This is a genomic window from Streptomyces sp. T12 (assembly GCF_028736035.1).
Taxonomy (GTDB): Bacteria; Actinomycetota; Actinomycetes; order Streptomycetales; family Streptomycetaceae; genus Streptomyces.
Window position 1 is genome coordinate 9,596,981 of sequence record NZ_CP117866.1, and the last position, 20,179, is coordinate 9,617,159.

General features: G+C 71.5%; 17 protein-coding genes, 1 tRNA gene and 1 pseudogene. 13 read left to right on the top strand and 6 right to left on the bottom strand.

The window, feature by feature from the left end:
* Window positions 1-52 precede the first annotated feature (52 nt).
* Together PBV52_RS43070 and PBV52_RS43075 are read left to right on the top strand one after the other, a co-directional pair.
* Entirely contained in the window at window positions 53-1,081 is a 1,029-nt protein-coding gene (locus PBV52_RS43070) for a LacI family DNA-binding transcriptional regulator (RefSeq protein WP_274246609.1), read from the top strand.
* A 66-nt stretch (window positions 1,082-1,147) separates the two neighbouring features.
* Entirely contained in the window at window positions 1,148-1,759 is a 612-nt protein-coding gene (locus tag PBV52_RS43075) for a TMEM175 family protein (protein WP_274246611.1), read from the top strand.
* A 43-nt stretch (window positions 1,760-1,802) separates the two neighbouring features.
* On the opposite strand, the gene PBV52_RS43080 is transcribed toward PBV52_RS43075, so the two are convergent.
* Entirely contained in the window at window positions 1,803-2,966 is a 1,164-nt protein-coding gene (locus PBV52_RS43080; RefSeq protein ID WP_274246617.1) for a Gfo/Idh/MocA family protein, read from the bottom strand.
* Between the two features lie 125 nt (window positions 2,967-3,091).
* On the opposite strand from PBV52_RS43080, the gene PBV52_RS43085 reads away from it, so the two are divergent.
* Window positions 3,092-4,096: a LacI family DNA-binding transcriptional regulator gene (locus tag PBV52_RS43085; protein ID WP_274246619.1), complete on the top strand. Its 1,005-nt coding sequence runs from the start codon at window positions 3,092-3,094 to the stop codon at window positions 4,094-4,096.
* Here PBV52_RS43085 and PBV52_RS43090 read toward each other — a convergent pair.
* Window positions 4,086-4,364, bottom strand: a pseudogene (locus tag PBV52_RS43090) (cupin domain-containing protein); the annotation flags it as partial. The gene PBV52_RS43085 and the pseudogene PBV52_RS43090 overlap by 11 nt on opposite strands.
* 73 nt (window positions 4,365-4,437) lie before the next feature.
* Here PBV52_RS43090 and PBV52_RS43095 point away from each other — a divergent pair.
* The 7 genes from PBV52_RS43095 to PBV52_RS43125 all read left to right on the top strand — a co-directional run bounded on the left by PBV52_RS43095 (window position 4,438) and on the right by PBV52_RS43125 (window position 10,753).
* Window positions 4,438-5,088 (top strand): GntR family transcriptional regulator, encoded by a 651-nt coding sequence (locus PBV52_RS43095; RefSeq protein WP_274246621.1) that lies wholly within the window; start codon window positions 4,438-4,440, stop codon window positions 5,086-5,088.
* Window positions 5,089-5,182: 94 nt separating this feature from the next.
* Window positions 5,183-5,971: a PIG-L deacetylase family protein gene (locus PBV52_RS43100; protein ID WP_274246623.1), complete on the top strand. Its 789-nt coding sequence runs from the start codon at window positions 5,183-5,185 to the stop codon at window positions 5,969-5,971.
* Window positions 5,968-6,678 (top strand): 4-carboxy-4-hydroxy-2-oxoadipate aldolase/oxaloacetate decarboxylase, encoded by a 711-nt coding sequence (locus PBV52_RS43105; RefSeq protein WP_274246625.1) that lies wholly within the window; start codon window positions 5,968-5,970, stop codon window positions 6,676-6,678. The genes PBV52_RS43100 and PBV52_RS43105 overlap by 4 nt, the downstream gene beginning before the upstream one ends.
* On the top strand, window positions 6,675-7,784 hold the full coding sequence (locus PBV52_RS43110; protein ID WP_274246627.1) for a 4-oxalomesaconate tautomerase: 1,110 nt from the start codon (window positions 6,675-6,677) through the stop codon (window positions 7,782-7,784). The genes PBV52_RS43105 and PBV52_RS43110 overlap by 4 nt, the downstream gene beginning before the upstream one ends.
* On the top strand, window positions 7,781-8,731 hold the full coding sequence (locus PBV52_RS43115) for a catechol 2,3-dioxygenase (protein WP_274246629.1): 951 nt from the start codon (window positions 7,781-7,783) through the stop codon (window positions 8,729-8,731). Before PBV52_RS43110 ends, PBV52_RS43115 begins: the two co-directional genes overlap by 4 nt.
* A 141-nt stretch (window positions 8,732-8,872) precedes the next feature.
* On the top strand, window positions 8,873-10,201 hold the full coding sequence (locus PBV52_RS43120) for an aromatic acid/H+ symport family MFS transporter (protein ID WP_274246631.1): 1,329 nt from the start codon (window positions 8,873-8,875) through the stop codon (window positions 10,199-10,201).
* Between the two features lie 144 nt (window positions 10,202-10,345).
* The gene (locus PBV52_RS43125) at window positions 10,346-10,753 is read left to right on the top strand and encodes a hypothetical protein (RefSeq protein ID WP_274246633.1); all 408 of its coding nucleotides are present in this window, start codon (window positions 10,346-10,348) and stop codon (window positions 10,751-10,753) included.
* A gap of 41 nt (window positions 10,754-10,794) precedes the next feature.
* Here the strand turns inward: PBV52_RS43125 and PBV52_RS43130 are convergent, their stop codons facing one another.
* On the bottom strand, window positions 10,795-11,736 hold the full coding sequence (locus PBV52_RS43130; protein WP_274246635.1) for an alpha/beta hydrolase: 942 nt from the start codon (window positions 11,734-11,736) through the stop codon (window positions 10,795-10,797).
* A gap of 173 nt (window positions 11,737-11,909) precedes the next feature.
* Here PBV52_RS43130 and PBV52_RS43135 point away from each other — a divergent pair.
* Window positions 11,910-11,983, top strand: a tRNA-Pro gene (locus tag PBV52_RS43135).
* Window positions 11,984-12,039: 56 nt separating this feature from the next.
* Here the strand turns inward: PBV52_RS43135 and PBV52_RS43140 are convergent.
* Entirely contained in the window at window positions 12,040-13,704 is a 1,665-nt protein-coding gene (locus PBV52_RS43140) for an ABC transporter ATP-binding protein (RefSeq protein WP_274246637.1), read from the bottom strand.
* A 26-nt stretch (window positions 13,705-13,730) separates the two neighbouring features.
* Window positions 13,731-14,921, bottom strand: a complete 1,191-nt coding sequence (locus PBV52_RS43145) for a DUF1611 domain-containing protein (RefSeq protein WP_274246639.1) — start codon at window positions 14,919-14,921, stop codon at window positions 13,731-13,733.
* A gap of 290 nt (window positions 14,922-15,211) precedes the next feature.
* Between PBV52_RS43145 and PBV52_RS43150 the strand changes: the two genes are divergently transcribed.
* Window positions 15,212-17,275 carry a serine/threonine-protein kinase gene (locus tag PBV52_RS43150; protein ID WP_274246641.1) on the top strand — a complete coding sequence of 688 codons (2,064 nt, stop codon included), beginning with the start codon at window positions 15,212-15,214 and terminating at the stop codon, window positions 17,273-17,275.
* A 154-nt stretch (window positions 17,276-17,429) separates the two neighbouring features.
* Window positions 17,430-18,218 (top strand): FHA domain-containing protein, encoded by a 789-nt coding sequence (locus PBV52_RS43155; protein WP_274246643.1) that lies wholly within the window; start codon window positions 17,430-17,432, stop codon window positions 18,216-18,218.
* A gap of 21 nt (window positions 18,219-18,239) precedes the next feature.
* On the opposite strand, the gene PBV52_RS43160 is transcribed toward PBV52_RS43155, so the two are convergent.
* Window positions 18,240-20,165, bottom strand: a complete 1,926-nt coding sequence (locus tag PBV52_RS43160) for a serine/threonine-protein kinase (protein ID WP_274246645.1) — start codon at window positions 20,163-20,165, stop codon at window positions 18,240-18,242.
* Window positions 20,166-20,179 lie beyond the last annotated feature (14 nt).

The window sequence follows — 20,179 nt, forward strand, 5'->3', positions numbered from 1 at the left end:
CCCCTCGAACAACCAGCAGGCGACCATCAAAAACCCCTCAAGGAGCCGTCGCATGGGCCACCCCTTCCCGATCCGGGAGATCGCACGTCAGGCGGGTCTGAGCGAGGCCACCGTCGACCGGGTCCTGAACGGCCGGGGAGGGGTGCGCGAGAGCACCGCGCGGGAGGTCCAGCAGGCGATAGCCGACCTGGACCGGCAGCGCACCCAGGTCCGGCTGCTGGGCCGTACCTTCATGATCGACGTGGTGGTGCAGGCGCCCGAGCGGTTCACCACCGCCGTACGCGCCGCCCTGGAGGCGGAGCTGCCGTCCCTGCACCCGGCCGTCGTGCGCTCACGGTTCCACTTCCGCGAGACGGGGCCGGTGCCGGAGCTGAGCCGGACGCTGGACCGCATCGCCCGGCGCGGCTCGCAGGGCGTGATCCTCAAGGCCCCGGACGTCCCCGAGGTCACGGCCGCCGTCAGCCGGCTCGTGGAGGCGGGCGTCCCGGTGGTGACCCTGGTGACCGACCTGCCCTCCACCGCCCGCCTCGCCTATGTCGGCATCGACAACCGGGCCGCCGGCGCCACCGCCGCGTACCTGATGGGGCAGTGGCTGGGGGAGCGGCCCGGCAATGTGCTGACCAGCCTCAGCAGCGGCTTCTTCCGCAACGAGGAGGAGCGCGAGATGGGCTTCCGCAGCGCCATGCGCGCCCTCCACCCGGATCGCACGCTGGTCGAGATCGCCGAGGGGCAGGGCCTGGACGCCACCCAGTACGACCTGGTCAGGGCCGCGCTGGAACGTGACCCGGACATCCGTGCCGTCTACTCGATCGGCGGCGGCAACATCGCCACCCTGCGGGCCTTCGAGGAACTGGGCCGCGACTGCGCGGTGTTCGTCGCGCACGACCTCGACCACGACAACACCCGTCTGCTGCGCGAACACCGCCTGTCCGCCGTACTCCACCACGATCTGCGCCACGACATGCGCGAGGCCTGCCACATCGTGATGCGGGCGCACGGCGCGCTGCCGCCCGCGGGGCCCACGCTGCCGTCGGCGATCCAGGTGGTGACGCCGTACAACATGCCCACGCCCATCCGGTGACGGTCGGGGCCGTCGCCCTGGCGTGTATCCCCGCTCGGCAGGTCCCGTCTCCCTACCGTCGTGCGCATGTGGAAATCGAACCCGGACGGCGGGCCCGAGCGGCTGGTGGCGCTCGCCGACGGGGTGTTCGCCATCGCCATCACGCTGCTCGTCCTGGACTTCTACGTGCCACGGGGACTCGACGACGCTGAGTACGACGACGCCCTGCACGAACTGATCCCGAACCTCGGCGCCTACGCGCTCACCGTGCTGGTGCTCGGCGCCTTCTGGCGTGAACACCGCCGCATCTTCCGCCTCGTGAGGCAGATCGACGGACAGGTGATCTCGCTGTCCGTCCTGGGCCTGGGCGTCGCGGCCCTGCTGCCCTTCCCCACCAAGCTCATCGCCGAGTACGGCAGGGAGCCCGCCTCGGTCGCCGCCTACGCGGGGGCGGTCGCCGCCCTCGGCGCCGCCCATCTCGGCCTGCTTCTCCTCCTGGCCGGGCGCCCCTGGCTGCGCGACGGGGCGGCGCCGCCGGAGGGCTTCCGCCTGTTCGCGCTCGACCTCGCGATGACGGTGCTGGTGTTCTCCCTCAGCATCCCGCTCGCCCTGGCCGTCGGCTCTGCCGCCATGTGGCTGTGGCTCGCCCTGGCCCCGGTCAAAGTGGCCATCGGCCTGCGCGCGGCCCGGGCGCGCTGACGCCGCGGGCGGCGCGCTGCGCCATGTCGCCCGAGCCGCGCCGTCACGCCCCCGTGGCCACGTCCGCCCACGCGCCGCTCCGCGCCGACCGCACCATCGCGTCCAGTACGGCGGCACTGCGCACGGCGTCGGCCGGTGTGGCCCCGTGCGGTGTGCCCTCGGCGACCGAGCGCAGGAAGCGGTACGCCTCGATGACCTTCAGGTCGTCGTAGCCCATGGCGTTCGCCGCGCCCGGCTGGAAGGCGCCGAACTCGCCGTCGCCCGGGCCGACGTACACCGTGCTGACCGGCTGGTCCTGGTAGGCAGTGCCGCGGCTGACGCCCAGCTCGTTCATCCGGCGGAAGTCCCAGAAGACCGCGCCCTTGGTGCCGTGCACCTCGAAGCCGTAGTTGTTCTGCTCGCCGACCGAGACCCGGCAGGCCTCCAGGACGCCGCGCGCGCCCGAGGCGAAGCGCAGCAGGCAGTTGACGTAGTCCTCGTTCTCGACGGGGCCGAGCTCACCGCCGGTGGCGCGGGCGTGGCCGGCGGTGGCGCCGGTGGGGCGGGCCCGTTCCGGGATGAAGACGGCCGTGTCGGCGGTCAGCGACGTGATGTCACCGAGCAGGTACCGGGCCAGGTCCGCACCGTGCGAGGCGAGGTCGCCCAGGACGCCGCTGCCGCCGCGCTCCCTCTCGTAACGCCAGGTCAGGGCGCCCTCGGGGTGAGCCGCGTAGTCGCTGAAGAGGCGGACGCGGACGTGGGTGACCGCGCCGATCTCGTCGGCGGCGATCAGATCGCGGGCCGCCTCGACGGCGGGCGCGTTGCGGTAGTTGAAGCCGACCGCGCCCTGGACACCGGCCTCGGCGACCGCGTCGGCGACCGCCTGGGCGTCCGCGACCGTCAGGCCCACCGGCTTCTCGATCCAGATGTGCTTGCCGGCCTCGGCCATCGCCACGCCGATCTCGCGGTGCAGGAAGTTCGGGGCGGTGATGCTCACGGCCCGCACGCGCGGGTCGGCGGCCACCTCGCGCCAGTCGCGGGTCGTCGAGGCGAACCCGAACTGGGCTGCGGCCTCCTCGGCCCGGCCCGGCACGTCCTCGGCGACGACCACGAGCTGCGGCCGCACCGCCAGCTGCGGGTAGTGGTGCAGGACGCGGGCGTAAGCCTGGGTGTGCACCCGGCCCATCCAGCCGAATCCGACAACGGCGACGCCAAGCGTGTCCACCATGACTGGGAGCCCCTCTTTGGACCGTTCCAACTTCTTCCCGCCCACCTTGAAGGCCGGTCTCCGCGGGTGTCAACCCCTCCCCGGACCTTTGACAACGCAAGGCCGCACATGGAACGGTCCATGTCATGAGACCGCCGACGATCCGCGACGTGGCCGACCGGGCCGGCGTCTCCAAGTCTCTGGTCTCGCTGGTGCTGCGCGGCTCCGACCAGGTGCGGCCGGAGAAACGGGACGCCGTCCTGCGCGCCGTCCGCGAACTCGGCTACCGCCCCAACGCCGCCGCGCGCAGCCTCAGCGAGCAGCGCACCCGCACGGTCGGCGTCCTCCTGAACGACCTGCGCAACCCGTGGTTCGTCGACATGCTCGACGGCCTCAACTCGCTCCTGCACGACAACGGCCTGCACATGCTGCTCGCCGACGCCCGCCTCAACCGCCGCACCGGCCAGGATCCCGCCGGGCCCTTCCTCGATCTGCGGGTCGACGGCCTGGTCGTGGTCGGCACGCTCCCCGATCCGGCCGCGCTCGAAGCGGTGGCCGCGCGGATCCCGGTCGTGGTGGCCGGCGCCCGCGAGCCGGTGCCGCCCGGCGTCGACGTGGTGGCGGGCGACGACGAACAGGGCGCCCGCCTGGTCGCCGAGCACCTCATCGGCCTCGGGCACCGGCGCATCGCGCACATCGCGGGATACGGCGCGGTGGGCGAGCTGCGCCGACGGAGCTTCGAGGCGACGATGCGGGAGCACGGCCTCGCGGACCACGCGGTGGTCGAGCCCAGCGACATGACCGAGGAGGGCGGCTACCGCACCACCGTCCGCCTGCTCAGCCGCCCCGAGCGGCCCACGGCCGTCTTCGCCGTCAACGACATCGCCGCCATCGGCGCGCTCTCCGCGGCCGAGGAGCTGGGGCTGCGCGTCCCGCGCGACCTGTCGATCGTCGGCTACGACAACACGAGCATCGCCCGGCTGCGCCACGTATGGCTCACCACGGTCGACAACACCAGCCACGAGGTCGGCCGCCGCGCGGCCCGCTGCCTCCTGGAGCGCTTCGAGGGCGCCGGAGGGCAGGGACGGGTCCAACTCGCCACACCGGCCCTGGAGATCCGGGGCTCGACTGCGCCCCCGGTCACAGATTGATCGCGTACGCCTTGCGCAGCGTCTCGTGCACCGTCCACGTCGTACGGTCGCCCTCGCGCAGGACGGCCATGTCCCCGGGCCCCACCTTCAGCGTCGGCCCGTCCTCGACCTCGATGGTGGCCGACCCGCTGATCACGACGAACAGCTCGTCGGCCTCCGTGTCGGTGACCATGCCGGGCGTGATCTGCCAGATGCCCCGCACCTGACGCCCGTCCTCCGACTCCCAGACGGCCTTCCCGGTCACCTCGGGCGTGCCCGAGACGATCTGCTCGGAGACAAAATTGTTGACAATTATGTTTGGCTAGATTTACGTTCGACAGGCACTCACTCAGGGAGGGCACATGCCGAACGAAGCCCGTCCGAGCACCGGGGAGCAGGCCAAGCAGCGCGCGCTCGCGCAGCTGCGGCAGGCGATCCTGCACGGCGAGATGGCACCGGCGCAGCGGTTGGTGGAGAACGAACTCGCCGAGCAGTTCGGTGTGACACGGGCCAGCATCCGCGCGGCACTGATCGATCTGGAGGCTCAGGGTCTGGTCGAGCGGATCCGCAACCGCGGTTCGCGGGTGCGGGTGGTGAGCGTGGAGGAAGCGGTCGCCATCACCGAGTGCCGCATGGCCCTGGAGGGGCTCTGCGCGGCCAAGGCCGCCGTCGCGGCCGGCGACGAGCAGCTGACCCTGCTGGCGGACCTGGGCACGGCGATGACCAAGGCCGTGGCCGACGGCGAGCCGATGACGTACTCCGAGCTCAACCAGGAACTGCACGCCAGGATCCAGGAGTTCTCCGGCCAGCGCACGGCCGTGGAACTGCTGGAGCGGCTCAACGCACAACTGGTGCGCCACCGCTTCCAGTTGGCGCTGCGACCGGGACGCCCGCAGCACTCCCTGAACGAGCATCTGGCCATGATCGAGGCGATCAGGGCCAGGGACCCGCAGGCGGCCGAGGCGGCCGTCCGCGCCCACCTCACCAGCGTGATCGAGGCGCTGCGCGACTGAGCCGTACGAGTTGCTGCGCGACTGAGGGTACGAGTCGCTGCGCGGCTGAGTCGCGCGGGGTGGGCGCACACCTGTCACTCAAGGAGAACCTGCCATGACGCATGCCGATGCGCCCTCCCCCACGCTCGAACAACCTCGCGCGGGGGGACCCCCATCCCCACCGCGCTCCACCCTCGTGATCACCGCGCACGCCGGGGACTTCGTGTGGCGGGCGGGCGGAGCCATCGCCCTGGCCGCCTCCCGGGGCGAGAAGGTCACCATCGCCTGCCTGACCTTCGGCGAGCGCGGCGAGTCCGCCAAGGCCTGGCGCGAGGGCAAGAAGCTGGAGGAGATCAAGGCGATACGCCGGGACGAGGCCGAGCGCGCCGCCGCCACCCTCGGCGCCGAGGTCCGCTTCTTCGACGCCGGCGACTACCCGCTGATCGCCACCGACGAGCTGACCGACCAGCTCGTCGCGGTCTACCGCGAGACCCAGCCAGACGTCGTCCTCACCCACCCGGCCGAGGACCCCTACAACGCCGATCACCCCGCCGCCAACCGCATGGCCCTGCAGGCCCGGATCCTCGCCCAGGCCATCGGCTACCCGGGCGAAGGCGACATCATCGGCGCCCCGCCTGTCTTCTGCTTCGAGCCGCACCAGCCCGAGATGAGCGGCTTCAAGCCCGAGGTCCTGCTCGACATCACCGAGGTGTGGGAGACCAAGCGGGGGGCCATGGAGTGCCTCGGTGCCCAGCAGCACCTGTGGGACTACTACACCGACCTCGCCGTGCGCCGCGGCGTCCAGCTCAAGCGCAACGCCGGACCCAACCTGGGCCTGGCCCACAAGACCATGGCCGAGGCGTACATGCGCCCCTACCCGCAGATCGCGAAGGAGCTGGCATGAGCGGCGTGATCGTCACCAACCCGCCCAAGGCGGAGCTGAAGGACGTCGACGCGCTGGCCGGCTTCGGCGTGGCGACGGTGAGCGAGGCGATGGGCCGGACCGGCTTGCTGGGCCCGGGAATCCGTCCCGTCCAGCAGGGCGTACGGGTCGCCGGTACCGCCGTGACGGTGCTGAGCTGGCCCGGCGACAACCTCATGATCCACGCCGCCGTGGAGCAGTGCGGCGAGGGCGACATCCTCGTCGTCACCACCACCTCCCCGTGCACGGACGGCCTGTTCGGCGAGCTGTTCGCGACCGCCCTGAAGCAGCGCGGCGTCCGCGGTGTCGTCATCAACACCGGCATCCGCGACACCCAGGAGCTGCGCGAGATGGGCTTCGCCGCCTGGTCCCGGGCGGTCAGCGCGCAAGGCACCGTCAAGGCCACCGGCGGCTCGGTGAACGTGCCGGTCGCCATCGACGGCCAGGTCGTCCGCCCCGGCGACGTGGTCCTCGCCGACGACGACGGGGTGGTGGTCGTACCCCGCGAGCGCGCCCGGGCGACGGTGGAGAAGGCCGAGGCCCGCGAGGCCAAGGAGGCCGCGACGCGCGCCGCCTTCCTCGGAGGCCAACTCGGCCTGGACCGATACGGGTTGCGGGAGACACTCGTACGGCTCGGCGTGACATACAAGTCCTACGACGAGTACGTCCGCGAGGAGGCGCAGCCGTGACCGGGCCCGTGGTGGTCCGCTGCATGCTCATGCGCGGCGGCACCTCCAAGGGCGCGTACTTCCTCGCTGCTGACCTCCCCGCCGAACCCGCCCTGCGCGACGGGCTGTTGCTGCGCGTCATGGGCAGCCCGGACGAGCGGCAGATCGACGGTCTGGGCGGCGCGCACCCGCTCACCAGCAAGGTCGCGGTGGTCTCGCCCTCGTCGGATCCGGGCGCCGATGTCGACTATCTCTTCCTTCAAGTGGCCGTCGACAGCCCCGAAGTGAGTGATCGTCAGAACTGCGGGAACATCCTCGCGGGCATCGGGCCGTTCGCCGTGGAGCGCGGCCTCGTCCCGGCGGGGGAGGAGCGGACCTCCGTACGCATCCGCATGGTCAACACCGGCGACTTCGCCACCGCGACCTTCCCGACGCCGGGCGGTCACGTCGCCTACACGGGCGACGCCGAGATCTCGGGCGTGCCCGGCTCGGCCGCCCCCGTGGTGATCGAATTCCCGCCTGGTACCAGGCAGTTGCTGCCCACCGGCAACGTCCGCGACGTGATCGAGGGCATCCCGGTGACCTGTGTGGACAACGGCATGCCGACCGTCCTCATCCAGGCCCCCGCGCTCGACGTCACCGGCTACGAGGCGCCCGGGAACCTGGAGGAGAACCGCGCGCTCGCCCGGCGTCTCCGCGAACTCCGGCTGGCGGCAGGCAAGTTGATGGGACTCGGTGACGTCTCGGACACCACCGTTCCCAAGCTCACGCTGCTCGCCCTGCCCCGGGACGGCGGCGCGGTCACCACCCGCACCTTCATCCCGGTCCGCTGCCATCCGTCGATCGGCGTACTCGGCGCCGCCAGTGTCGCCGCCGGTCTGCGCGTCGAAGGCGGCGTCGGCGCAGAACTCGCGGAGTTGCCCGCCGACGGCGACCGCGTGCGCATCGAACACCCCATGGGATTCCTGGACATCGACAGCAGCCTCGGCACCGACTCCGCAGGGCTCCCCGCCGCCCGCCGCACCGCCGTCGTCCGCACGGCCCGCAAGATCTTCGACGGCACCGTCTTCCCCCGGTCCGCCGAGGCGGCCCCACTCCCCGCACACACCCCCGGAGGCCCCCGATGACCCCGCCGCTCGGCGACATCGCCCACATCGGCCACGCTCAGCTCTTCACCCCCGACCTGGACGCCAGCGTCGCCTTCTTCACCGACTACCTGGGCCTCACGGTCAACGGCCAGGACGGCGACACGGTCTGTCTGCGGACCTTCGACGACTACGAGCACCACAGCCTGGTCCTCACCGCCCGCCAGCAGCCGGGCCTCGGCCGCCTCGCCCTGCGGACCTCCAGCGAGGAGGCACTTCACCGTCGTATCAAGGCGATCGAGGCGGCCGGCGGCTCCGGCAAGTGGGTCGAGGACGAACCCGGCATCGGCAGGTTGTACGTCACCACCGACCCCGACGGGCATGAGCACGCCCTGTACTGGGAGAGCGAGTACTACCAGGCGCCTCAGGAGCTCAAGCCCGCGCTGAAGAACCAGCCGCAGGCCAAGCCCAACAGAGGCGTCGGCGTACGACGGCTCGACCACATCAACTTCCTGGCCGCCGACGTGCTCGCGAACGCCGAGTTCCAGGAGCAGGTGCTGGGCGCCCGGCCCACCGAGCAGATCCAGCTCGACTCCGGGAAGATCGCGGCCCGTTGGCTGACCTTCACCAACAAGTCGTACGACGTCGTCTACACCTCGGACTGGACCGGTTCCGCCGGTCGGCTGCACCACATCGCCTTCGCGACCGACACCCGCGAGGACATCCTGCGCGCCGCCGACCTCGCCATCGACAGCGGCGTGTTCATCGAGACTGGCCCGCACAAGCACGCCATCCAGCAGACGTTCTTCCTGTACGTCTACGAGCCCGGCGGCAACCGCATCGAGCTGTGCAACCCGCTCACCCGACTCGTACTGGCACCCGACTGGCCGCTGATCACCTGGACCGAGGCCGAGCGGGCCAAGGGACAGGCGTGGGGCCTGAAGACGATCGAGTCCTTCCACACGCACGGAACACCGCCGGTCGCCTGAGACGGCGCTTCTCCAGACGGTGCTCCTCCAGACGCTTCTCCAGGCTGCGCTTGATTGTTGCTTAGATTGTTGACAAAACTGTTGACGCTCTCGGGTCGGCTCCTTAGCGTCTGGCGCACAACGCACGAGAGGAAAACAAGGATGTCCTCCTCCCCCTCCCCAACCGCTCGCGTCGGCGGACTGGCCGTACTCGCCGTCGGCCTGTGCTGGCTGGCCGTCCTCTTCGACGGCCTGGACATGTTCATCTACGGCTCGGTGCTGCCCCACATGCTGGCGGAGAAGGCCCTCGGCCTGACTCCCGACCAGGCGGGTGACCTGGGCAGCTACGCCACCTTCGGCATGCTGGTCGGCGCCCTGACCGCGGGGACGGTCGCCGACCGGATCGGGCGCAAGAAGCTGATGGTCGCCTGCGTCGCGCTGTTCTCCCTGGCCTCCGGGCTGTGCGCGACGGCGGGCAGCGTCGAGGTGTTCGGCCTCGGCCGGACGCTCGCCGGCATCGGCCTCGGCGGTCTGCTGCCCACCGCGATCAGCATGGTCTGCGACTACGCCCCGCGCGGCCGCGGCGCCCTCACCATCGGCATGCTGATGACCGCCCACCACGCGGGCGGCATCCTCTCCGCCTACGTCGCCCTGTGGGTCGTCGAACCCCTCGGCTGGCGGGCCGCGTTCTGGTTCTGCGTGCTCCCGCTGCTCTTCGTGCCGGTCCTGGCCAAGTTCCTGCCCGAGTCGCTGAGCTTCCTTCTCGCCAAGGGCCGCAGCGAGGAGGCCGGCGAACTGGCCCGCCGCTACGAGGTCGAACTGCCCGCCGCCCCCGCCGACCAGCAGGCCGCCACCGACCGCCGGCACTCCCTGGCCAACCTCTTCCGGGGCGGCGAGTGGACCCAGACCCTGCTGTACTGGCCGGCCTCCTTCGGCGGCCTGCTCCTCGTCTACGGCGTCGCCACCTGGCTGCCCACCCTGATGCGCAGCGAGGGCTACAACCTTGGCTCGGCGCTGACCTTCGTGGTCCTGTTCAACCTCGGCGGCATCGTCGGCATGCTGGTGGCCGGACGCGCCTCCGACCGGTTCGGCGCCCCGCGGATCTCGGCGATCTGGTTCGCGCTGACCGCCGCCGGAGTCTTCCTGCTCAGCGTCCACATGCCGCTGGCGCTCACCTTCACGGTGGTGTTCCTGACCGGTGTGTTCCTGAACAGCGCCCAGACCATGATCTACGCGACGGTCTCGATCCGCTCCCGCCCCGAGAACCGCGCCACCGCCGTCGGCTGGACCTCCGGCATGGGCCGCTTCGGCGCCGTCTTCGGGCCGTGGCTCGGCGGCCAGTTGCTCGCCGCGAACCAGGGCGACTGGGGCTTCACCGCGTTCGCCCTCGCGGGACTGTCGTCCATGGTCTTCATCGGCATCGCCGCACTGCGCGGCTCCAGGCGGGCGGCTCGCACCGACAGCGAGCAGGAGCTGGTGGGCGCGCACTGATTGGCGTCCGTCATATGTACTGATGAGCCGAACTGGGATATACGACTGTCTCGCGTATTGTTGCGTCATATGCCCGCTGTGACGCAGGGCGGCCTTCGGTGCGTCCGGGGCGGATGAGTTGAACTGTTAAGGGGGAACGGGGACGTGACGGGACTTCTCGCGGTGGTGGCCGTCGTCGGGTACATGGCCACCGCCGGCCTGCCGTGGTGGGTGGTGGTGGCCGTGGCCCTGCTGATGGCGGGATTCGCCGCGGGGAGGTCCGGGAGCCCCGGCAAGGGCGCCAGAAGCACTGCGGCGCATGGGAGTTGGGACAAGGGCGCCAGGAGCACTGCGGCGTCCGGGAGTTGGGAAAGGGGCGCCAGGGGCACTGTGGCGTCCGGGAGTTGGGACAGGGACGTCAGCGGCGTTGCGGCGCCCGGGGGTTCGAGCGAGGGTGCCGCGTTCGCTGTGACGCCCGGCCCCGTGGGTGAGCCCGACCGCACCTCGGCCGACGCGTGGTCAACCGCTCCGCCGGTCGCGGTGAACGTGGGTGCCGCGTGCCCGGACGAGTGACCCGGGGCGCGCAGCCGTCAACGGCAGGGTGACCCGAGCGCTCAGACGGTGCCGCTTCCGGTGGCCTCCCGCACATGCCGGGCGATCATCGCGTAGACCTCCCGCGCCTTCTGGTCGTCGTTGCCGTCGTACGCGTGATCGGCCCCGGCCACTTCGTGGTGCCCGACCAGCGCACCCGCCCCCCGCAGCCGCTCGGCATAGCGCTCGCCCTCGGCCCGGAGCAGGTCGTACTCGGCGGTGATCACCAGGGCCGGGGCGATGCCCTTCAGGTCGGCGGTGTCCGAAGGATGCGCCGGGGACACGAGCCGGTCGCCGCGCTGCCGGGCGTCCGGGACGTACGACGTGTCGAAGACGTCGCCCATCCAGGGGCGCAGCATCGGCTTGGCGATGGCGGCGCGCTTGTCCCTGGGGCGGGTCGCCAGGTCGAGCGGGGGATAGTGCAGCACCTGCAGCGCGATCGAGGGCCCGCCCTCTTCCAGTGCCTGCCGCGCCACGGCCGCCGCGAGCCCGCCGCCGGCGCTCTGCCCGCCCACGGTGAGCCGGTCGCCGTCCCAGCCCTCCTCCGTGCCGTGCTCCGCGACCCACCGGACGACCTCGTACGCCTGCCGGGGTGGCGCCGGGAACGGATGCTGCGGCGCGACGACGTAGTCCACGTTGATCACGACGGCCTCCGCCTCGGCGGCGAGGACGCGGCACAGCGGGTCGTCCAGCTCGGTCAGCGTCATCACGTAGCCGCCGCCGTGGAAGTTGACGTGCACCGGGGGGGCGGGCTCGGCGTTCGCGGGCAGGTACACGGTGGCCCGGGCGGGTGCGATCGACGTGGGAATCGTCAACTCGCGTACCTTGCGCGGGTATTCGGGGAATCGCGCGTGCGAGGCAGCGGCGGATCCCTGGCCGCCGGAACGGCGGTCCGCCAGCACGGTCACACGTTGCATCGCCTTGGCGACGAGGGCGGCCACCGCGGGCCGGGCCAGGAGGGACATGGGGCTCCGATCGATCGCCGCCCGTAGGCCGAAACTGGTGGCGGACGGTTCTGTTGAGTTAGGCAATTATAGGTAATGACAATTATAGGTCAAGGGGTCGGACCGATGGGGTCAGGGCGCGTATGGGGTAGGGTTGACCTGCGTGATCACGCGGTTCGCCGCGCGACATACGCCGGGACGTGGCGCAGCTTGGTAGCGCACTTGACTGGGGGTCAAGGGGTCGCAGGTTCAAATCCTGTCGTCCCGACTTTGCGAAGTCGCAGGTCAGAGGCCGTTTCGGAGCAATCCGGGACGGCCCTTCGGTCATTCTGGGAGACCGCTGGTCTGCCGCACCGGCTCATGGACCGTCAGCCTGCCGTCGTCGATTCGCCAGAGCACGTCCGCGCGTGCGGCGAGCTTGGGCTCGTCGGTGACGTAGATGACGGTGCCCGGGTACTGCTCCAGCAGATGTTCCATCAGGTCGGAACCGAGCGCTTCTTCCGATCGGACCTCGTCCAGCAGCAGAACCCGGGGTCCGCTGCGCAGCGCTCGTACCATCGCCACCTGGTAGCGCACGGCCATGGAAAGGCCGTGGCCGTTTTCGCCCACCCGGGTGCGCAGACCGTCGGGCAGCAGGTCGGCCAGCGCCTCGATGTGCTTCTCGTCCGCCCACTCGGTGGCGTCCGGTGGTTCGCCGTACCGCAGGTTCTGGTCGACGCTGCCGCGAAGCAAGGGCAGTTCGGGGCTGGTCAGCCTGATCATCCGCCGTACCGATTCCGGGTCGTGCCGGGCGAGGTCCTGGCCGTCGAGCAGCACCGCGCCGGCGTCCGGCTCCTGCAGACGCGCGATGAGGCGAAGCAGCAGCGACTTTCCCGCGCTCGGAGGTCCCTGCAGCACGATCCGCTGCCCGGGCAGCGCGACGGCCGACGCGTCCAGGACACCTTCCACGCGCAGCCCCTCGAGTTCCAGCCGCCCGGGCCCGTGCGCGAGCGGCTCGGCTCCGCGCAGTCTGGCCAGCGGCGCCGGTGCCGAGAGGACCTCGGCGATGCGCCGCCGCGCGACGCGTGACTGCTGCCAGTGCTCCTGCACACGGACCAGCGACGACAGGGGACCGCCGAGGAAGTTCGCCACCGTCAGCAGCGAGGCGAGGACCTCCCAGGTGGTGCCCGCCACCAGGCCGACCGTGACCACGATCAGCAGGATCCCGATGCCGCACGCCTCGGCCGTCGCCGACATCGCTCCGGTGAGACGGGCTTGGCGCACCATGGCGCGACCGTACTCACGGCTGCGTCGCCGCATGACCCCGCGCTCCTGCTCGACCCGTCCGAGGGACTGCATGACGGCCGTGTGAGTGACCCGCTCGTTCACGAACGCGGCGAGCTTGCCGTTGTTCCGTCTGGTCTCGCGTACCCGTTCGCGCAGCCGCCGCCCGAACAGTGCGACGGCGGCCGCGGCGAGGAGGACCAGCGCCGCCGAGAGCGCGCCGATGCCCGGCGCCATGACAGCCAGTACGGCGAGGGCGCACGCCACGAACACCCCGTCCACCAGAATCGGTGCCACACCCTTGCTGATCCACAGCCGCAGGGCGGAGGCATCACCGGTGAAGCGGAGCACGGTCACACCGACCGTGCGCCGGAACGGTCCCCCCGCCTCGCTTCCGGCGACATGGTCGAAGAGCCGCATTCTGATGCTGTGTACGTAGCTCTGAGCCAGCCGTTCCGCGAGCGGTTCGCCCGCCGCCTTGAGCAGTACGGTCGCGCAGGCGGACGTGGCGAGTCCGACGGCCAGCGTGGTGGGCGCGTAACCGGCGACATACGTGTAGATGGCGCTGCGGTCGTGGCCGGACGCGATCTCCCGGCCGTGTGTGATGCGGTAGGCAGCGCCATGCGCCAGGAGGGCGAAAGCGACCACACAGACCGCCTGTCCGAAACCGGCGAGCACCAAGAGGAGCATCAGCCGGCGCCGCGCACCGCCCAGCGTGTGCGGCATCCGCACGCGCTGCCGTCCCGCCGCGGTCACGCCACTGTTTCGGCCGTCAGGGGACCGCTGAACTCCGTCAGCCGACTGCGCTCCTGCGGCAGTCCGCCGTGGTCCGCCAGTCGACCGCCGTCGTCCGACAGCCCGCTGCCGTCTGCTACGAGACTCCTGCCCGGGACGCCGCCCGCGAGCAACTGATCGGCGAGGGCCGGGGCGGACAGGGCAGACGTCGCGTACACCGGGACGTCCACGCCGGCCACCGCTTCGGCCGTGGCCAGCGGAGAGGACGTCAGCACGCCGCTCAGAGCCACGACGGGAAGTCCCTCGTCACGCAGCAGCCGTACCCCCGCCACCGCGCTGACCGAGTCGCCGGCCGCGAACACGATGCCGTCCACGCCGGCGCGGAATTCCGGCGTCCGCATCAGCGCTGCCGTCTCCCGTTGCAGGAGCCCGTCCGCGACCTCCAGCACGATGGCATCCGCCTGGTGACTCGTCAGGTCCGTGATCGCGCCGCGCAGAATGCGGATCACCTGCGGCATCGGCAGCTGGTAGGTGGTGGGGAAACCCAGGTCGGTGAAGTCGATGACCCGCGACGCGCCCGCGTCGGCCATCAGCGTCGGGTCCCCGGGAGCACCGGTGCCGGTCACCTTTGCCGCGCCGACCCGGCGGCCGGCCAGGCTGAGGCCGCGGATGAGCGCGGCCGCCACGGTCGTCTTGCCCGAGTTCATCGTTGTGCCGAGTACGGCGATGGTGCGCGGGCGCGCGCCGAGGACCGGCACCACGGGCCGGGCCAGGCGGGCAAGGTTGATGACTTCGCCGTGCTCGTCGGTCACCAGGCCCAAAGGCTCCACTTGGGTGGGGGATTTCATCCTGGAGTGGGAGGACACGACCCGTCCGGCTATGCCGCCTCCGGCGACCAGGTCACAGGGCCCGAGGTCGCCGGGCACCTCCGCCTCGAATTGATCCGGGGCGTAGCGCGCGCCATAGGCGATTACGACCGTGTCGCCGACGAACAGCCGATTCCGCTTTCCGTGTACCTGCCCGAGGAATCTGTGCTGGCCGAGTTCGGTCACGCGGCACAGCACCAGATCGCCCGCCCGTGGAGGCCCACCCTCCACGCTCAGCCCCAGTGTTCTGGTGCTTCCGTAGCCCAGCTCCACAAGGCGGCGAGCGGTATAGGAAACCTTCGCCACCTCATTACCGGAGGAATTGAACCGCACGCTCTGCATGGCTTTCTCCTTACCCCTTCGTCCCGCGGAGCACCAGCATCCGCCGCGCTCGCTGAGTGCGCACTCCGACCACCGTCATCTGCGCAATGCGAACTCCTTATGGACGAGTCCGAGGAGGAGGCCGCCGTCCGGCCGTTGGCCGTGCGGTGAGTGGCGGCCGCGACCGTGACTTCGTGGGCGGATGCGGTTCGGGAGGGCTCCCGGGTGGGGTGAGTGAGCATGGGGCGGCGGCCGCCGAAAGCGGGTTTTCGGGGGCCGGTTGGCAAGCGCGGCCGAATGAGGGGGCGTTGGTGGTGCGGGAGGAACGGGTCATCGCCGGGCGGTACCGGCTGGGGCAGCGGCTGGGTTCCGGTGGCGGGGGAGATGTCTGGCTGGCCGAGGACGAGGAGCTCCGGGTCCAGGTCGCCGTCAAGGAGATCGACGTACCGCAGGAGGCGGAGGGAGAGGGCGGTGATCCCGCCGGCCGGGGGCGCAAGGAGGCGCTGAAGGCGGCGCAGCTGCGCGAGCACCCGAACGTCATCACGGTGTACGACGTGGTGGAGGACGACGACCGCCCGTGGATCGTGATGGAGTACCTGCCGGGCACGCGGGACCTGCGCGCCGTGGTGACGGAGCGCGGTTCGCTGTCGAGCGCCGAGGTGGCCAGGATCGGCGCGGCCGCACTCGACGCCCTCGGTGCCGGGCACCGGCTCGGCATCATCCACCGGGACGTGAAGCCCTCCAACATCCTGCTGGCGCCGGACCATTCCGGCACCGCCGATCGCCGGGTCCTGCTCACGGACTACGGCATCTCGCTGTGGCCCCGCGAGACCAGGGTCACCCAGAGCGGCATGGTGGTCGGCACCCCGGGCTTCCTGGCGCCGGAGCGGCTGTCCGGCGGCGAGGCGACACCCGCGACCGACCTGTTCTCGCTCGGTGTCACTCTCTACTTCGCCGTCGAGGGCACCTCCCCGTTCGAACGGGACACGCTCGACGCCTCCCTCATGGCGGCGCTGACCACGGAACCCGACGTACCGCAGCGGGCGAGTGGACCGCTGGGCCGCGTGATCATGGGGCTGCTGGCCAAGGATCCGACGGAACGTATACAGGCGGCACAGGCGCGCGAACTGCTCGCCGAGGCCACGGAAATCGGGCCCGGGTCCCGCAGCCGCAGTGCGCCTGTGCCCTCGCTTCCCGGATCTGGCGGGGCGTCGGCCGGATCGGGGGCGGGGGCGGAAGCGGGGGACGGCTCGGTGAGCGACGGGGGCGGGTCGAGGCACTCCTCAGGCTCCGGCGAGCAGCCCGAGGGGTCCCGGCGGGTCGCCGGCCCGGCCTCTTCCGGTGCCGCCGGTGCCGCAATGGAGTCCGCCCCCTCCGCGCCCTCCTGGAAGGAGCGCCTCACCCCCTCCCGATCCCGACGCGCCTCGGGCGCTGAACGCCGGGCGGCGTCCGGTCGGCGAACGCTCGTGTTGCTGGCGTTCGCCGTCCTGCCGGCCATGGGCGGGGGGTTCGCGCTGGGCGCCGCCACGTACCACGACGAGCCAGACGGGATGAAGGATCCGCAGGTCAGCGCGGAGGTGGCCGCCACCCCCTCCCCGACCGTGACGCACGGCGCGTACCCGTACGGCAGGCAGGTGGGGCTGCGCACCGGGCTCATGCCGGGGCAGTGCGTCGACGCCGACTGGAAGGGCGGGGAGTTCAAGGGGCGGCCCGGGGTGAAGGCCGTCGACTGCTACGACGGCGATCCCGAGGGCCAGGTCATCGCGACCGTCGGTGCAGACGCGACCGTCGGAGCAGACGCGAGCGTCCCCGCCGACGCGGCCGACGGCGCCGTATCCGCATCCGGCGCGGCAGCGATACGGGGCGAGTGCGCCCGCCGCACCGCGCAACTGCGCAGGACCATGGCCGACCCGGTGCTGTACGTCCTCACACCCGAGGCGGGACAGAGCGAGCCGCCGGCCTCGGCCTGCCTGGTCTTCCTGAAGCACGCCACCCTCGGCGGCCCGCTCGGCGACTTCCGCAGGCTCGGCGACGAGGTGTACCTCACGCAGCTGGGCCCGGGTGACTGCATCGACGTCGAGGAGGACGAGGACGACTCGTACACCAAGACCCTGGTGAGCTGCGACAAGCCGCACGACGAGCAGTTGGTCGGCTGGACCCGGGCCTCGGGCGACGGCTCGGCGGACAGCGTCGACACCGGAGAACTCTGCCAGGGCACGTACGGCGTCAACTGGGCCCGTGGCCAGGGACACGAGATGTGGGGCTGGTACTCCTCCGACGAGGAGTGGGACGCCGGGTTCCGCCAGGTGCTGTGCAGCGTGGCCCGGGAGGACGGCGGGAAGCTTCCCGGAGGAGCGCTGAAATCCGCGTACTGATTGCGCGAAGCCCTCACCTCGTACGGGAGGGGTCCCGCGAGGGGGTCCGACACTGGTCAGTACGTCGGGCGCCTGCAGGGAAGCTGACGAACCGAGAAGCTGCTGAACCGAGAAGCTCACGAACCGAGAAGCTCACGAACCGAGGAGACCAGCGATGCCCCTCTCCACCAGCCTCGCGCGTGGTGTCGCGCCCACCCCACCCGGGACGCTGCACGCTCGTACGGTCACCGGTGAGCTCAGCGCACCGCCCCGCCAGGGGCTGACGGTCCGTTTCGGGCGCGGCGAGAAGCCGGACGTGGACCTGGGGGTCGGCGTGGACGACCTGCGGGTGAGCCGACGGCACGGCGAGCTGACGTACCGTCAAGGGCTGTGGTGGCTGCGCAACACCGGGCAGCAGCTGGTCCGGCTGCCCCGCGGCCGGATGATGCACCTCGCCACCGAGCCGATCCCGCTGACCACCGGGTACACCCCGCTGTTCGTGAAGGGCTCCGGCTACCGTGAGCACCTGGTCGAGCTGTACGTCGCGGGCCACGACGACCAGGGGCCGGTGTCGCGCCGGCGCGCCGAGACCGTACGGCCGGAGACCTGGTCGCTGGACGACGACGAGCGGCTGTTGCTGGTGGTCCTCGGCCAGCGGTACCTGCTGTACGAGGAGGACCCCCGCCCCCTGACGTACCGTCAGGCCGCCGAGCGGCTCGCCTACCTCCGCCCGGACACCAAGTGGAACGAGCGCAGGATCGAGTTCCGCATCGAGGCCGTACGCCGTCGGCTGCACGGCACCGGCTTCAAGTACCCGCTGCTGCACGACAAGTCCGAGGGCCGCCCCGCCGACAACAGTCTGCTGCACAACCTGATCAGGGGGCTCGTGGAGTCGACGACCCTCGTACCGCCGGACCTGGAGCTGATGGAGGACGACGAGGCCTGGCCGGACTCCACGCTCTGAGGGGGCATCAACCCCTCCGCGTCATCGCGCGCGGAGCTCGGCGGCGGCGGAAGCGGCGAGGCCCCTGACCATCGTGCAGAGGCTGTCCGTGGGCTGTTGCCCGCCGACCTCCAGGCGCACCATCTCGGCGGCGGTCTCGGCGTCCTGGCCGCTGTACCTGCGGTACTCGACGAAGGCCGTACAGGTGTCGCCGTCGTCGTTCGGTTCGACGATCGTGCGGTATCCGCTGAGTGTGACGGCCGTGGCGCCGTCCTCGGCGGACTTGGGCTGGTCGCGGAAGAAGCTCACCTCCGCATCCAGCTCGTCGACGTCGCTCTGCCACTCGCAGCTCCAGTTCGCGACGCCGACCTTCGGCACGTCGGCCTTGAGGCCGGGAACGGTGGACAGCGCCTTGGCGTCGAGCAGCTCGCAGGCGTTCGCCCAGGCCAGTGACGTGCGCGGGTAGGCGGGTGAACGGCGGGGCACCGGACCCCGGTTGAGGACCTCGGCCGCGCTCGTGGCGGCCTTGTCGGCGACCGTGCACAGGGTCGCGTTGCCGCCGACCACGGAGCCCTTGCCCATGTTGACGCGGACCCCGACCAGGGTGTTTTCGGCGTCGCCGTCGGATGTCAGCAGCAGTCGGCACTCGTCGCTCTCCGCCTGCTCCTCGCGGATGCCGATCCGCCCGACGGTACGGGAGGGCTTCGACCCCTCGGGGGGCGAGCCCCGCAGGAGACTGACCGACACATCGATCCGGGTCTTGTCGTCGACGCCCACGAGCACGTCGCAGCGGTCGAAGTTCCCGTAGTCCACGTCCACGCGGACGTCGTCGCCGAACTGGTCGAGCGCGGCGGGGTCGGTCAGCTCGCACACCTCGGCGGTGTGCGGATCGCCGATCAGGGCCTGCGGTTCGCCGTCCGAGGCGTTCTCCTCCGCTCGGCTCTGGCCGGGCTCGGGGCCGGTCTTGCCGTCGTCGCCGCGGTCGGGGAGGACGACGAGTCCCAGGGCCAGTACGGCGCTGATGCCGAGAGCGGCCGCGATCAGTGGCAGGCGCCGGCGTCGGCGCCCGGTGACGGTGGTGGCCGTGTCCCGGGAGGTTTCCGGGTCGGATCCGGCGACTTCCGTCAGCAGCCGCCTGACCTCGGCGGCGTCGGGGCGTTGCCGGGGGTCGCGTTGGAGCATGGCGGTCAGGACGGGGTACAGCGGTCCCACGGCGGCGGCGTCCAGCTCGACGACGCCCTGCTCGGCCTTCCAGTACCTCAGCCGCTCGGCTTCCTCGCCGTCGTCCCCCGTCCCGGCGAGGCCGGCGTCCACCTGAGCGGCGTCACCGCGCGGCGGGGCACCGGTGACCAGCGCGTGCAGGGTGGCGGCCAGGCAGAACACGTCCGAGGCCGGCCGGGGGACGTTGCCCCGGGCCAGCTCGGGGGCGGCGTAGTCGGGGGTGAAGCTGAACGGGCCGTTGACGGTGATGGTCTCGGTGCCGCCGACTCGGTAGGCGGCACCGAAGTCCAGTAACTTCGCGGCCCCGTGCCGGGTGACGCCGATGTTGGCGGGCTTGACGTCGCAGTGGACGATGCCCGCCTCGTGCAGGGCGGCCAGAGCGTTGGCGAGCTGGGCACCGATGCGGGCCGCCCGCGCGGGAGAGACCGTCGGCTGCCGGTCCAGGCCGCCGCCGGGCACGTACTCCATGACGAACCAGTAGGTCTGCGGCCCGGCGCCGTCCTGCCGCACGGTCACGACGTCGAACAGGGTCACCACGTGGGGATGGTCGCGGAACTTGGCCATGGCACGCGGTTCGCCCAGCAGCCGCCGCACCGCGGTCTCGCCCTCGCCCTCCGTCCGCTCCGGCTTCAGCGCGACGTCCTGGCCCACCACCCTGTCGTGGGCCAGCCAGACGTCGCCGCCCCGCCCCGCGCCGATGACCTCCCTGAGGACATAGCGGTCGGCGAACTCCTCCCCGGAACGCACGGATCTTCCCCCTC

Excerpts from the sequence above, each read along its gene's own strand:
- PBV52_RS43070 (WP_274246609.1), top strand. The coding sequence starts at position 53 with ATGGGCCACCCCTTCCCGATCCGGGAGATCGCACGTCAGGCGGGTCTG.
- PBV52_RS43075 (WP_274246611.1), top strand. The coding sequence starts at position 1,148 with ATGTGGAAATCGAACCCGGACGGCGGGCCCGAGCGGCTGGTGGCGCTC.
- PBV52_RS43080 (WP_274246617.1), bottom strand. The coding sequence starts at position 2,966 with ATGGTGGACACGCTTGGCGTCGCCGTTGTCGGATTCGGCTGGATGGGC.
- PBV52_RS43085 (WP_274246619.1), top strand. The coding sequence starts at position 3,092 with ATGAGACCGCCGACGATCCGCGACGTGGCCGACCGGGCCGGCGTCTCC.
- PBV52_RS43095 (WP_274246621.1), top strand. The coding sequence starts at position 4,438 with ATGCCGAACGAAGCCCGTCCGAGCACCGGGGAGCAGGCCAAGCAGCGC.
- PBV52_RS43100 (WP_274246623.1), top strand. The coding sequence starts at position 5,183 with ATGACGCATGCCGATGCGCCCTCCCCCACGCTCGAACAACCTCGCGCG.
- PBV52_RS43105 (WP_274246625.1), top strand. The coding sequence starts at position 5,968 with ATGAGCGGCGTGATCGTCACCAACCCGCCCAAGGCGGAGCTGAAGGAC.
- PBV52_RS43115 (WP_274246629.1), top strand. The coding sequence starts at position 7,781 with ATGACCCCGCCGCTCGGCGACATCGCCCACATCGGCCACGCTCAGCTC.
- PBV52_RS43120 (WP_274246631.1), top strand. The coding sequence starts at position 8,873 with ATGTCCTCCTCCCCCTCCCCAACCGCTCGCGTCGGCGGACTGGCCGTA.
- PBV52_RS43130 (WP_274246635.1), bottom strand. The coding sequence starts at position 11,736 with ATGTCCCTCCTGGCCCGGCCCGCGGTGGCCGCCCTCGTCGCCAAGGCG.
- PBV52_RS43140 (WP_274246637.1), bottom strand. The coding sequence starts at position 13,704 with ATGCCGCACACGCTGGGCGGTGCGCGGCGCCGGCTGATGCTCCTCTTG.
- PBV52_RS43145 (WP_274246639.1), bottom strand. The coding sequence starts at position 14,921 with ATGCAGAGCGTGCGGTTCAATTCCTCCGGTAATGAGGTGGCGAAGGTT.
- PBV52_RS43155 (WP_274246643.1), top strand. The coding sequence starts at position 17,430 with ATGCCCCTCTCCACCAGCCTCGCGCGTGGTGTCGCGCCCACCCCACCC.